This window comes from Lentzea sp. CC55 (assembly GCF_021056325.1).
GTDB classification, from domain to species: Bacteria; Actinomycetota; Actinomycetes; order Mycobacteriales; family Pseudonocardiaceae; genus Lentzea; species Lentzea jiangxiensis.
Window position 1 is genome coordinate 74289 of the sequence record NZ_JAJCXE010000001.1, and the last position, 12083, is coordinate 86371.

Annotated in this window: 15 protein-coding genes; 9 read left to right on the forward strand and 6 right to left on the reverse strand. The window is 71.4% G+C overall.

The window, feature by feature from the left end:
- Nucleotides 1-19: 19 nt before the first annotated feature.
- Genes L6E10_RS00370 through L6E10_RS00390 form a run of 5 tightly spaced genes read left to right on the forward strand, consistent with a single transcriptional unit; the run spans nucleotide 20 to nucleotide 4429 of the window.
- Nucleotides 20-883 (forward strand): hypothetical protein, encoded by an 864-nt coding sequence (locus tag L6E10_RS00370; RefSeq protein ID WP_374235407.1) that lies wholly within the window; start codon nucleotides 20-22, stop codon nucleotides 881-883.
- Entirely contained in the window at nucleotides 880-2043 is a 1164-nt protein-coding gene (locus L6E10_RS00375) for a fumarylacetoacetate hydrolase family protein (protein ID WP_236215769.1), read from the forward strand. Before L6E10_RS00370 ends, L6E10_RS00375 begins: the two co-directional genes overlap by 4 nt.
- A complete protein-coding gene (locus L6E10_RS00380) occupies nucleotides 2043-2675 on the forward strand; it encodes an IclR family transcriptional regulator (RefSeq protein WP_236215770.1) in 633 nt (210 codons plus the stop codon). The genes L6E10_RS00375 and L6E10_RS00380 overlap by 1 nt, the downstream gene beginning before the upstream one ends.
- Complete coding sequence (locus L6E10_RS00385) at nucleotides 2672-3814, forward strand: VWA domain-containing protein (RefSeq protein WP_236215771.1); 1143 nt, start codon at nucleotides 2672-2674, stop codon at nucleotides 3812-3814. The genes L6E10_RS00380 and L6E10_RS00385 overlap by 4 nt, the downstream gene beginning before the upstream one ends.
- 24 nt (nucleotides 3815-3838) lie before the next feature.
- Complete coding sequence (locus L6E10_RS00390; RefSeq protein WP_236215772.1) at nucleotides 3839-4429, forward strand: NAD(P)-dependent oxidoreductase; 591 nt, start codon at nucleotides 3839-3841, stop codon at nucleotides 4427-4429.
- Here the strand turns inward: L6E10_RS00390 and L6E10_RS00395 are convergent.
- Entirely contained in the window at nucleotides 4416-4874 is a 459-nt protein-coding gene (locus tag L6E10_RS00395; protein WP_236215773.1) for a hypothetical protein, read from the reverse strand. The genes L6E10_RS00390 and L6E10_RS00395 overlap by 14 nt on opposite strands.
- On the reverse strand, nucleotides 4871-5335 hold the full coding sequence (locus L6E10_RS00400) for a hypothetical protein (RefSeq protein WP_236215774.1): 465 nt from the start codon (nucleotides 5333-5335) through the stop codon (nucleotides 4871-4873). The genes L6E10_RS00395 and L6E10_RS00400 overlap by 4 nt, the downstream gene beginning before the upstream one ends.
- 78 nt (nucleotides 5336-5413) lie before the next feature.
- Here L6E10_RS00400 and L6E10_RS00405 point away from each other — a divergent pair, with 78 nt between their 5' ends.
- From L6E10_RS00405 to L6E10_RS00420, 4 genes are all read left to right on the forward strand, one after another.
- A complete protein-coding gene (locus tag L6E10_RS00405) occupies nucleotides 5414-6178 on the forward strand; it encodes a DUF2470 domain-containing protein (RefSeq protein ID WP_236215775.1) in 765 nt (254 codons plus the stop codon).
- A gap of 33 nt (nucleotides 6179-6211) precedes the next feature.
- Nucleotides 6212-6979: a CPBP family intramembrane glutamic endopeptidase gene (locus tag L6E10_RS00410; protein ID WP_240009839.1), complete on the forward strand. Its 768-nt coding sequence runs from the start codon at nucleotides 6212-6214 to the stop codon at nucleotides 6977-6979.
- Nucleotides 6980-7126: 147 nt separating this feature from the next.
- On the forward strand, nucleotides 7127-8314 hold the full coding sequence (locus L6E10_RS00415; RefSeq protein ID WP_374235432.1) for an arginine deiminase: 1188 nt from the start codon (nucleotides 7127-7129) through the stop codon (nucleotides 8312-8314).
- A gap of 99 nt (nucleotides 8315-8413) precedes the next feature.
- Nucleotides 8414-8974 (forward strand): ferritin, encoded by a 561-nt coding sequence (locus L6E10_RS00420; protein ID WP_236215778.1) that lies wholly within the window; start codon nucleotides 8414-8416, stop codon nucleotides 8972-8974.
- Nucleotides 8975-9043: 69 nt separating this feature from the next.
- Here the strand turns inward: L6E10_RS00420 and L6E10_RS00425 are convergent, their stop codons facing one another.
- From L6E10_RS00425 to L6E10_RS00440, 4 genes are all read right to left on the reverse strand, one after another.
- The gene (locus L6E10_RS00425; RefSeq protein WP_236215779.1) at nucleotides 9044-10174 is read right to left on the reverse strand and encodes an RNA polymerase sigma factor; all 1131 of its coding nucleotides are present in this window, start codon (nucleotides 10172-10174) and stop codon (nucleotides 9044-9046) included.
- A 2-nt stretch (nucleotides 10175-10176) separates the two neighbouring features.
- Nucleotides 10177-10584 (reverse strand): YciI family protein, encoded by a 408-nt coding sequence (locus L6E10_RS00430; RefSeq protein WP_236215780.1) that lies wholly within the window; start codon nucleotides 10582-10584, stop codon nucleotides 10177-10179.
- Between the two features lie 101 nt (nucleotides 10585-10685).
- The gene (locus L6E10_RS00435) at nucleotides 10686-11495 is read right to left on the reverse strand and encodes a hypothetical protein (protein ID WP_236215781.1); all 810 of its coding nucleotides are present in this window, start codon (nucleotides 11493-11495) and stop codon (nucleotides 10686-10688) included.
- A 3-nt stretch (nucleotides 11496-11498) separates the two neighbouring features.
- On the reverse strand, nucleotides 11499-11972 hold the full coding sequence (locus L6E10_RS00440) for a SigE family RNA polymerase sigma factor (RefSeq protein ID WP_308102639.1): 474 nt from the start codon (nucleotides 11970-11972) through the stop codon (nucleotides 11499-11501).
- Between the last annotated feature and the right edge of the window lie 111 nt (nucleotides 11973-12083).

Below are 12083 nucleotides of genomic sequence, written 5' to 3' on the forward strand. Positions count from 1 at the left end.
CACGGCTAGCGTGTCAGCCGTGTCAAGCGCTGTCGAACTCCGTGCGCCCGGTCCGCGCGGTACTCCGCCCCTGCTCGCGAGGCTTGTGGACGATGCCGCGCTGTTCCCCCCGGGGAGCGCGTCGATGCCCGACGCGGTGCGCGGTCACCTCGACGGACGAGTCGGTGAGTGGTCCGGTGTCATGGGTCTTTTCCTGTGCCCGGCCTCCCGCCTCGCCGAACTGATCACCGAACTCATCAAGGTCAAGCCCCCGAAGCCGATCGCGCTCTCCCTCGTGATCGACACGGGTCTCGGCGGTGTGCCGAAGGCCGTGTCGATCGTCGAGAGCCGCAGCGAGCTCCTGGCGCTGCGCATGGTCGAGATGCCCGCACCGTCCGATGTGGACGAGGTGTGGCTCGAGCGCGTGTCGGAGTTCGTCCCCGAGGACGTCATCCGCGTCGTCGAACCCCGCCGCGGTGGAGCCGAGTGGCTCGACGGCGTCCGCCGGGTCATCGAGCACGGCAGCTGGCCCAAGCTGCGCTGCGGCGGCCTGTCGCAGGAGAACTTCCCGAGCGTCGAGGAGGTCGCGGACTTCCTGTCCGTCGTCAGCGGTGGCGGCGTCGCGTTCAAGGCGACGGCGGGCCTGCACAGGGCCGTCCGCCACACCGACGAGCAGGGCTTCACGCACCACGGCTTCCTCAACCTCCTCGTCGCCACGGCCCGCAGCCTCAGCGGCCGTGACGTCCGCGAGGCGCTGGCGAGCACCGACGCCGAGGCTCTCACCGCCGAGGCCAAGGCGCTCAGCGACCAGGCCGCGCACGCCGTCCGCGGCGTGTTCGCGAGCTACGGCTCGTGCTCGCTCGCCGAACCTGTCGCCGACCTCGAGGGGCTTGGACTGCTGTGAGCTGGATCAGCGACCCGAACTTCACCGAAGACCAGCCGTTCGGACCGCAGACCCTCCCCTACGGCGTCGTCGACGGCGGTGTGGCCGTCCGCGTGGGCGACCGGGCTCTGCTGCTGAAGAGCCTCGCCCTGGGCAAGTGCAGCGAGTTCGTCCAGGGCGACTCGCTGGACCCGCTGCTGGCGGCGGGCCGCCCGGTGTGGAGCGCGCTGCGCGCCAAGCTGAGGGAGATCGTCCGGTCGAACTCCGCCCCCAGGGGCGCCGAGCTCGTCGGGATCGAGACCGCGAAGCTGCCGTTCACCGTCGGCGACTACGTGGACTTCTACTCGAGCCGGCACCACGCCGAGAACGTCGGCCGCATGTTCCGCCCCGACGGCGACCCGCTCACCCCGAACTGGACGCACCTGCCGATCGGCTACCACGGCCGCGCGGGCACGGTCTACGTCTCCGGCACCGACGTCAAGCGCCCGAAAGGCCAGAAGCGCGGCGGCGACGGCCCGAAGTTCGGCCCGTCCGAGCGCCTCGACATCGAGGCCGAGGTCGGGTTCGTCTGCGGCGGTCCGCGGGCGGCGAACGTGAGCACCAGCAGGGCCGCCGAGCACGTCTTCGGCGTCGCGCTGGTCAACGACTGGTCGGCGCGCGACATCCAGGCCTGGGAGTACCAGCCGCTGGGCCCGTTCCTCGCCAAGTCGTTCGCCACGTCGATCAGCGCGTGGATCACGCCGCTGGAGGCGTTTTCAGTTGCACGCGTCCCGACGCCGCCGCTGCCGAACAAACTGCACGACTACCTGACGTGCGACCAGCCGTGGGGCCTGGACATCACCATCACGGTGGAGCTGAACGACACGATCGTCGCGCGGCCCCCGTTCCGGGAGATGTCGTGGTCATTTGTGCAACAGCTGGCCCACATGACGGTGAACGGGGCTACGGTGCGGCCAGGTGATCTGTTCGCCTCCGGCACGGTCTCGGGACCGGAGAAGGACGAGCGCGGCTCGTTCCTCGAACTCAGCTGGGGCGGCAAGGAACCGTTCAAGCTCGACGACGGCTCCACGAGGTCCTTCCTGGAGGACGGCGACACGGTCAGGCTGACCGCGACGGCTCCCGGGGAGGGCGGCTCCGTGGTCGGTCTCGCCGAGGTGGTGGGCACAGTTCGGAGTGCGTGATGGTGGGAGCGACGAAGGAGAGCTCGCTGACCCTGGAACGGGGTCTGGCGCTCCTCCAGGCTGTTGCCGAGGCGGAGTCCGAGGCGCCGTCGATCTCGGAGCTCGCCACGGCCATCGGCGCGTCCAGGGCCGCGGTCTACCGGCTCCTCGTCCCGCTCCAGGCGCGCGGTCTCGTGCGCCGGGAGGGGTCGAAGGTCCGGCTCGGCCTGGGCGTGCTGCGCCTCGCCTCCAACGTCCTCCCCCAGCTGCGGATGGCGGCCAACCCGGCGCTGCGCGAACTCGCCGAGAAGGTAGGCGCCACCGCGCACCTGACGGTCGCGGACGGCAGCGAGGCCCAAGCCGTCGCCGTCGTCGAACCGTCGTGGACCGCTTTCCACGTGGCGTACCGGGTGGGATCGCGCCACCCGGTGCACCGCGGGGCGGCCGGCAAGGCCATCTCGCAGCCCGCGGAGGTGTGGGTGGTGTCCGCGGGCGAGCTGCCGCCGAACGCGTTCGGCGTCGCGGCACCGGTGCGCGGCGTGCCCGGCCTGCGGGCGTCCGTGGGCGTCGTGGCGCTGGAGAAGCTCGACGCGGATGTCGTCGGCCCTCACGTCGTGCGCGCGGCCGAAGAAGTGGCGGCGGCGCTCAAATGACCGACGAACGCCTGAGGCGCTGGCGGCTGTTGCTCGGCCCGAGCGCTGAAGACGTCTCTCAGCTCGGAGACGACGACCAACGGCGTGACAGCGCACTCACGGGCCTCTACGGCGGTGGCGGCGACCGCGGCGCCGGTCTCGGTGCCAGCAACCCGCAGCTGCACCGCTGGCTGGGCGACGTCCGCAAGTACTTCCCCACGTCCGTCGTGCAGGTCATGCAACGGGACGCGGTCGAGAAGCTGGGACTCAAGCAGCTGCTGCTCGAACCCGAACTGCTGCAGTCGGTCGAGCCGGACGTGAACCTCGTCAGCACCCTGCTGCAGCTCTCCCGCGCCATCCCCGCCCGCACCCGCGACACGGCGAGGGCCGTGGTGGCCAAGGTCGTCGAGGACATCGAGAAACGCCTGCAGGCCCGGCTCGTCGAGGCCGTCCGGGGCGCCGTCGACCGGTCCCGGCGCACCCGGCGGCCGCAGCTGCCGGACGTCGACTGGGCGACCACGATCCGCGCGAACCTCAAGAACTACCAGCCGCGGCACAAGACCGTGATCGTCGAGGACCTGATCGGCCACCGCCGGCGCAGCAGGGCCGCGGCGATGCGGGACGTCGTCCTGCTCGTCGACCAGTCCGGCTCGATGGCCGAGTCGCTGGTGCACGCGGCGGTCCTGGGGTCGGCGCTCGCGTCCATCCGCTCGATCTCGACGAAGCTCGTCGTCTTCGACACCGAGGTCGCGGACCTGACCGACCAGCTCAGCGACCCGGTCGACCTGCTGTTCAGCGCCCAGCTCGGCGGCGGCACGGACATCAACCGCGCGGTCGCCTACGCGCAGACGCTCGTCCGCAGGCCCACCGACACGGTCGTCGTGATCATCAGCGACCTCTACGAGGGCGGGTCGGAGTCCGAGCTGCGGCGCCGGGTCCGGGAACTGGTCGCGAGCGGGGTCACGGTCGTGAACCTGCTGGCGCTCAGCGACTCCGGCACCCCCGCCTACGACCACGAGCTGGCGGCGAAGCTGCACGCGCTGGGCGCTCCCGCGTTCGCCTGCACGCCGGACAAGTTCCCCGAACTGATGGCGGCCGCCCTGCGCAAGGACGACCTGACGCAGTGGGCCGAGGCCGAGGGCATCGCCACGGGCCGTTAGGCCAGCTCGTCGGCCAGCGCCGCGATGGTCCTGGCCAGCTACACGACCGGCATCTCCTCCTACGGCCGCACGGGCGTGGCACTCATGGACGAGAACACGCCCGGCAACCCGGAGAGCCCGATCGGGTTCCGGTTCGCGCTGGAACGCGAGCTCGCCGCGAGCGGCCTGGCGCACACGGTGGTGCGGTCCGGTTTCCTCTACGGCGGCCCGGCCACCACCTCGATGACCGCGCAGTGGTTCGCCGCGGCCGGGGCGGGTGCACCGGTCTTCTACGGCGACACCGCCAAGCGCTGGAGCTGGGTGCACGTCGACGACCTCTCCAAGGCCTACGTCCGCATCCTCGACCGCGGGCCGGAGGGCGAGGTGTTCGTGATCGCGGACGACCAGCGCCTGACCGCGCTGGAGGTGCAGCGGGTCGCGGTGCGCGCGGCGGGCTTCACCGGTGGGATCCGGCTGGAACCCGCGGAGGCGGGCGGGATCATGCAGGTCGCGGCGGGCCAGGACGAGCTCGTGTCGAGCGCCAAGGCCCACCGGCTGCTCGGCTGGCGGCCGCGGCACGTCTCGTTCACCGACGCGCCCGAGAAGCACCACCGGGCCTGGCTCAGCGGTCGATGACCCGTCCGCGCGTGAGGAACGCGAGACCGCGCGTCATCGCCACGACGCGGCCGCGTTCGTCCGGCCCGGCGATCCAGATCCGGCCGGTGTGCCGGACCAGCACGCGCGCCCGCTCCGGCAGTTCGGGCAGGCGCAGGTCGTTCTCCGAGTCGGCCACCCGCAGGTAGGCCTGGCGCCCGATCCGCTTGCCCGGCACGAACTTCACCGACACCGGGCGGAACGGGAACCGCTCGACCAGCTCGACCGTGCCGCCGCGCTGCAGGAAGTGCCGCAACCCCGGGGCGGCCAGTTCGAGCACCACCGGCACCGACAGGACGGTGAGCCAGAGCCAGCCGATCAGCAGCACGAGGCCGAGCACGGCGAGGGAGAACAGGATGTGGCCGACGGCGCGGCGGTCCGCCCGCGCGAGGCAGGTGTCGCTCCAGTTCTCGACCATCGTCGTCATCGGGTCACCCGCGCCGGGATCAGGCGCGGCACGCCGCGGAACGTCACGACGGTGTTCCCGGCGGCGTCCGGCGGCACGAACCACGCACGCCGGTGACGCGCGATGCGGCCGCGCAACAGCCGACCGGCGCTCAAGGTCAGCAACAGAGGCGGTGACGACAGCACGACCAGACGCCCTCCCTCCCACTGCACATGAGCGAAATGCCACGGTTCACCTTCCGGTAAACGCACGGGACGCCGTCGGGTGACCCCCCACAGCACGACCGCGGCGGAGAAGAGCAGCACCAGCGCCACCGGTGAGGACCACGACCACACCAGGACCAGGAGGAACTGGAGGACGAAAGCCGTACCTGCGAGAACCGTCCACATGAGGGCGTGACGACTCGCCCGGTCCACGCAGTGCCGGGTCCACCGGTCGTCGAGCGCCGCCCCCTCGGTGGACGGCTTGCTGGGCACGGCCACGCGTCCACCGTACAGGTGACTGTTCCCTTCCCGAGCACCACTAAGTTAGGCTTGCCTAACCTTCGAGGAGGTGGAGCGGTGACCGACACCCAGACCAAGCGCCCGCCGGCGCCGCACGCCGCCGAGCGCGCCCGCACGATCGCGGCCCGCCACGGCTCCGCCGCCCTGCTCCCCCAGGCCGGGTCCCGCACCACCCCGCTGTTCCACCACGTCCACCCGTGCGGCTCCACGACCCTGCTGCTGCCCGACGAGCACCCGCTGGTCGCACAGCTCTGGCACTCCCCGCGGACCGAGGTGACGGCGATGCTGGAGATCGCCGACCAGGCACCGGTGGCGTTGCGCGAACCCGTGCGCGGCCTGCTGTGGCTCACCGGCTGGGTCTCCGCGCTCGACGACCGGGAGGCGCGCGAGGAGGTGCTCGCGGTCGCCGACGTGCGGCCGGACCACCGGCTGCTCGACGCCGGTCACGGCGCCGCGGTGCTGCGGCTCACGCCCGCGTCGATGGTGATCGCGGACGCCGAGGGCACGTCGTCGATCCGGCCGGAGCAGTTCGCGAGCGCGACGCCGGACCCGTTCTGCGGCAACGAGGACCACTGGCTGCGGCACCTGGAGGCCGCGCACCGCGACGTCGTCGGCCAGCTCGCCCGGCACCTGCCGCGGGAGCTGCGGGCGGGCCGCGTGCGGCCGCTCGGACTCGACCGGTTCGGGCTGCGGCTGCGGGTGGAGGCGGAGTGCGACGACCACGACGTGCGCATCGCGTTCTCCAAGCCGGTCAGCACCCCGGCGGAGCTCGCCGCGGAGCTCCGGCGCCTGATGGGCTGCCCTTTCCTCGCACAGAGGTGAGCGGGGGCTGCGGGTAGCGTCACGCGGGTGACCTTGACCGCCCCGGAGATCCGCACCGACGAGAAGCGCGGTTACCAGCTCGAACTGCTGATCGTCTTCAGCATGACCCTCGGGCTCTCGGGCCTGCGCAGCCTCGTGCGGCTCGTCGACAGCCTGCTGCAGCCGACGCCGCTCAACCAGCAGTCCGTCGCGCTCAACGTCCCGCAGGCGCGCGCCGACCTGCTGGACCTCGTGGCACAGCTGCTCGGCGTGCTGCAACTGGCCGCGTGGGGCGGCATCGGCCTGTACCTGCTGTGGCGCACGGGGATCAAGCTCAAGGTCATCGGGCTCGACGGCACCCGCAAGCTCGCCGACTCGCTCGGCGCGCTCGGGCTGGCCGCGATCATCGGCATCCCGGGGCTCGCGTTCTACTTCGCCGCCTGGACGCTCGGGCTGAACCTCGCCGTCCAGCCGTCCACCCTGGACAACCAGTGGTGGATGAACGTGGCGCTGGTCCTCGCCGCCGCCGGCAATGCGTGGGCGGAGGAGGTGCTCGTTGTCGGGTACCTGATCACCCGGCTGCGGCAGCTCGGGTGGCGGCAGTACACCGCGCTGGTCGCGGCGGCCGTCCTGCGCGGCTCGTACCACCTCTACCAGGGCTTCGGCGGGTTCGTCGGCAACCTCGTGATGGGCCTGGTCTTCGGCTACTACTGGCAGCGGACGAAGCGCCTGTGGCCGTTGGTGATCGCTCACACGATCCTCGACGTCGTCGCGTTCGTGGGCTACGCAATGTTGCGCGGCAAAGTCAGCTGGTTGCCCTAACGATTCGTTGCTCTGATCGATATTCACACGCGATTCGTTGCCTGTTGAAGCTCTGGAGCGGCGATTTGTGCTGTTCGGAGTTACGCTCGACCGGTGACTGCGCACACGATCGCCGAAACCGAAGCACTCCCGGACGCCGCGCCCCGCGTGGACAGCGAGGTCGGCCCGCTGCGCACGGTGCTGCTGCACCGGCCGGGCAACGAGCTCAAGAGGCTCACCCCGCGCAACAACGACCAGCTGCTGTTCGACGGCGTGCCGTGGGTCGGCCGCGCCCAGGAGGAGCACGACGCGTTCGCCGCGACGCTCACCTCCCGCGGTGTCGAAGTGCTGCTGCTGGCAGACGTGCTGGTGCAGGCGCTGGAGGACAACCGCGCGCGCATCGCGGGCATCCACAGCGCCGTCAACGAGCGCCGCCTGGGCATCGACCTGGCCGACGCGCTGCGCAGCCACCTCACGTCGCTGCCGGCCCCGCAGCTCGCCCAGGTCCTGATGACCGGCATGACGTTCGAGGAGCTGCCGGCCGCCGAGGGCGCGTCGCTGGTGCGCAAGATGCACCTGCCGATCGACTTCGCCGTCGACCCGCTGCCGAACCTGCTCTTCACCCGCGACTCGTCGGTGTGGGTCGGCGACCGCGTGGCCATCACCTCGCTCGCGCTGCCCGCCCGCGACCGCGAGACGACGCTGACCGACCTGATCTACGCCTACCACCCGCGGTTCCGCCGCACGGGCCGCGCGTACGGCGCCCACTCGGCACCGCTGGAGGGCGGCGACGTGCTGCTGCTCGCGCCGGGCGTCATCGCCATCGGCGTCGGCGAGCGCACCACCCCGGCCGGTGCGGAGTCGTTCGCGCGCTCCGCTCTCGCGGACGGCCTCGCGCACACGGTGCTGGCGGTGCCGATCAAGCAGGAACGCGCCACGATGCACCTCGACACCGTCTGCACAATGGTCGACCGCGACGCCGTGGTGATGTACCCGGCGATCAGCGACTCGCTCACCGCCTACCCGATGCGGTCCGACGGCAACGGCGGCGTGCGCGTGGACGGCCCCGTGCCGTTCCTGGAGGCGGCGGCCGAGGCCATGGGCATCGAGCGGCTGCGCGTGATCGACACCGGCCTGGACACCGTCACCGCCGAGCGCGAGCAGTGGGACGACGGCAACAACACCCTCGCCGTGGCTCCCGGTCTCGTCGTGGCCTACGAGCGCAACGTCGAGACGAACGCCCGCCTGGAGGACGCGGGCGTCGAGGTGCTGCGGATCGCCGGTTCGGAGCTGGGTTCCGGCCGCGGCGGCCCCCGGTGCATGTCGTGCCCGATCGACCGCGCGCCATTGGTGTGATCATTAGGAATGCCTAACCTTTGTTCGGCATCCCTTTCCGAACAAAGGTTAGGCATTCCTTGAATGCAAATTCCGGCATTCTCGGCTAACGTACTCCTCATGGCCTCGAACGTGAAGAAGATCCTGTCCGGCAAGTCGAAGTTCCACGAGCTCCTGCAGGCCCAGGTCGGCAACGAGTTCTCCGCTTCGCAGCAGTACATCGCACTCGCCGTGTGGTTCGACAACGAGGACCTCCCGCGCCTCGCGTCGCACTTCTACAAGCAGGCCCTCGAAGAGCGCAACCACGCGATGATGATCGTCAAGTTCCTCATGGACAACGACATCCCGGTCGCCATTCCGGGCACCGAGACGCCGTTCAACGAGTTCAAGGCCCCGCGCGACCTCGTCGACCTGGCGCTGCGCCAGGAGCAGCAGGTCACCGACCAGATCGTGGCCCTCGCCAAGGCCGCCCGCGAGGAGGGCGACTACATCGGCGAGCAGTTCATGCAGTGGTTCCTCAAGGAGCAGGTCGAGGAGGTCTCCTCGATGAAGACGCTGCTCACGATCATGGACCGCGCGGACGGCAACATGTTCTACGTGGAGACCTTCCTCACCCGGGAGAGCGTGGGCGACGAAGGTGCCGACACCAGCGCTCCGGCCGCCGCGGGTGGCGCGCTCTGACCTTTCCTTCGCGCGGTTGAGTGCCTGATCACAAAAGACCTCCCGGCCCGCCTGGGCCGGGAGGTCTTTTCAGTTGTTGAGCCGGGCGGCCTGCCGGGTGAGGTATTCCCGCTCGGCGAGGTTCGTCGCTTTCTCCGCCGCTTCGGCGTAGAGCCGCGCGGCCGTGCGCAGATCGCCGTCGCGCTCGTGGAGGTAGGCCGAGACGGCCGAGTGGCGGGGCAGGGAGTCGTCCAGTTCCGCCAAGGCCTTCAACCCCGCTCGCGGTCCGTCGGCCTCGCCCACGGCGACCGCGCGGTTGAGCCGGACGACGGGGCTGTCCGTCAGCGCCAGCAGCTCGTCGTACCATTCGACGATCTGCACCCAGTCGGTCTCCTCGGCCACCGGGGCGTCCGCGTGCAGCGCCGCGATGGCCGCCTGCGCCTGGAACTCCCCCAGCCGGTCCCGCGCGAGCGCCGCCTGCAGCACCTCGACGCCCTCGGCGATCATCCGCGTGTCCCACTTCCCGCGGTCCTGCTCGGCGAGCGGCACGAGGCTGCCGCCGGCCGTCCGGGAGGCGCGGCGGGCGTGGTGCAGGAGCATGAGCGCGAGCAGGCCGGCGACCTCCGGGTGGTCGACGACGGCAGCGAGCTGCCGGGTGAGCCGGATGGCCTCGGCGGCCAGGTCGACGTCGCCGGAGTAGCCCTCGTTGAAGACCAGGTAGAGCACGCGCAGCACCGTGGCGACGTCGCCGGGCTGGTCGAACCGCACGCCGGAGACCGTCTTCTTGGCCCGGCTGATGCGCTGGGCCATCGTCGCCTCCGGCACCAGGTAGGCCTGGGCGATCTGGCGCGTCGTGAGGCCGCCGACCGCCCGCAGCGTGAGCGCGACGGCCGACGACGGCGTCAGCGACGGGTGCGCGCACAGGAAGTAGAGCTGCAACGTGTCGTCGGACGTCGGCGCGGGCCCCGGCTCGGGCTCGGCGTCGACGAGGTCCTCACGCCGCCGCCGCGCCTTCTCGGCCCTGGTGGCGTCGAGGAGCTTGCGCCAGGCCGCCGTGACCAGCCAGCCCTTCGGGTCGCGCGGCGGGTCGTCCGGCCAGACGCGGACGGCCTCGACCAGCGCGTCCTGCACGGCGTCCTCGGCCGCCGCGAAGTCTGCTCCGCGGCGGACGAGGACGCTGAGCACGGCCGGGGTGAGACTCCTGAGCAGTGCCTCGTCCACCATCACTCCGTGATCGTCGGCGGAGTGCCGTAGAACGGGCGGACCTCGAGCCATTCGTGGATCGGCTTGCCGTCCTTGCCCGGTGCCGCCGACAGCTCACCGGCGAGCTCCACCGCGCGCTCGTAGCTGTCGACGTCGACGACCATCCAGCCCGCGATCAGGTCCTTCGTCTCGGCGAACGGGCCGTCGGTCACGGGCGGCCTGCCCTCGCCGTCGTAACGGACCCAGGCGCCCTCCTGCGCGAGGGCCTGGCCGTCGACGAACTCACCGGTGGTCTTGAGCTTCTCCGCGAAGGTGTTCATGTAGTCGATGTGCGCGGTGATCTCGTCCGGCGACCACTGGTCCATCGGCACGTTGTTCACCGGCTCCGGGGCGCCGCGGTAGTGCTTGAGCAGCAGGTACTTCGCCATCTCTGGGGTCTCCCTCGGTGTTGTCGCGACCATCCTGGCCACTGTCACCACCGGGGACGACGCCGCAACGCGGATCTCGACGTGGTGGCCGGAAGAATTTTTCAGGCGGCCGGGCAGTCGTCGGCGGCCAGCCGCATGTGGACCGTCGTGACCGTGGTGCCGTTCGTCGTGAAGACGTACGACCACGAAGGCGACGTGGCCATCGGCACGAGCACGGTCGTCCCGCTCTGCGTGGCGTTGCCGTAGGCGGCCTTCACCTCGGCCACCGTCGAGCCGACGCCGACGTTCTTCTGCGTCTTGGCCGTGCTCGGCCGCGTGATCCGCACGATCCCCCTGGCCGGTGAGATCACCACGGCGTCGCCGTCGGGCACCGACCGGGTGGCGTAGGCCTTGCACCGGTTCTCCTGGTCGGCCGGGCTGCTCGGCTCGATCAACGCGCCGGTCGCCAGCGCGTCGGCCTCGGACATCCCGAGCAGCAGCGCCCCGAGCCTGCCCGGCTCCGCGGGCGGTGGCGGCGGTGGGGACGGCGTTGTCGTCCGCGGCTTGCCCGTCCCGGTGCCCGGAGGCGTGGTGGTGCCGCCACTGGAGGCCGGCGGCGTGACCGGCCGCCCCGAGGAGCCGGGCGCGGCGACCGTGCTGGTCGACGGTGGCAGCGAGGTCGTGGAGGCGGTGGAGGTGGCGGTCTCCAGCAACTCGTCGGCGGGGTCGTCGTGCGACAGCGTGCGGAGCTGGGTCGCCCCGAGCCCCACGCCGACCAGCGCCACCACGAGGAACGCGCTGGAGATCGCGGCACGCCGCCGGCGGCGCCGGTGGGCACCGCGCAGCACGGCGTCGGTCGCGTCCGGCGCCGGGTGGACGTCGAGCCGGTCGTCGCCGAACAGCCTGCGCAGGTCGTCGTCGAGGTCGCCCACCGGTCAGTCCCTTCCCAGGCGTGCCCGCAGGCTCGCCATCGCCTTGCTGCTCTGGCTCTTCACCGTGCCGCACGAGATCCCGAGCGCGTCCGCGATCTCGGCCTCGGAGAGGTTCTCGTAGTAGCGGAGCACGACCACCGCCCGCTGGCGCGGCGGCAGTGCGCGCAAGGCTTGCCAGAGAGGTTCGTTCTCGAGCCTGCTGAGCTCGGGTGCCACGGCACCTCTGTCGGGGATCTCCGCGACGAGGTTCTCCCTGCGGCGGCGGCGCCAGACGCTGATGTGGGTGTTCGCCATCGCGCGGCGGACGTACGCGAGCGGGTCGTCGCCTTTGCGCTGCACCGCGGCCCAGCGCGAGCCGACCTTCTCGAGCACGGACTGCACCAGGTCGGCGGAGTCGTGCGGATTTCCCGTCAGGGCGTGGCCATAACGCAGAAGCCCCGGCATGGACGCGCGCACGAACTCCGCGAAATCCCCCACGGCTTCCGCTCTCCCCCCGCCCCACTCGGCGGCTGGTCCCCTCTGCAGCACCGCCGTCACGGCACGGCCCCCTCCCCGAAGCAAACTGCCCCGGGGTGTGCACGCGCAAGA

Bases quoted from the DNA above. Each gene is read 5' to 3' on its own strand.
- L6E10_RS00380 (WP_236215770.1), top strand. From the start codon at position 2,043: ATGGTGGGAGCGACGAAGGAGAGCTCGCTGACCCTGGAACGGGGTCTG.
- L6E10_RS00385 (WP_236215771.1), top strand. From the start codon at position 2,672: ATGACCGACGAACGCCTGAGGCGCTGGCGGCTGTTGCTCGGCCCGAGC.
- L6E10_RS00390 (WP_236215772.1), top strand. From the start codon at position 3,839: ATGGTCCTGGCCAGCTACACGACCGGCATCTCCTCCTACGGCCGCACG.
- L6E10_RS00395 (WP_236215773.1), bottom strand. From the start codon at position 4,874: ATGACGACGATGGTCGAGAACTGGAGCGACACCTGCCTCGCGCGGGCG.
- L6E10_RS00420 (WP_236215778.1), top strand. From the start codon at position 8,414: ATGGCCTCGAACGTGAAGAAGATCCTGTCCGGCAAGTCGAAGTTCCAC.
- L6E10_RS00430 (WP_236215780.1), bottom strand. From the start codon at position 10,584: ATGGCGAAGTACCTGCTGCTCAAGCACTACCGCGGCGCCCCGGAGCCG.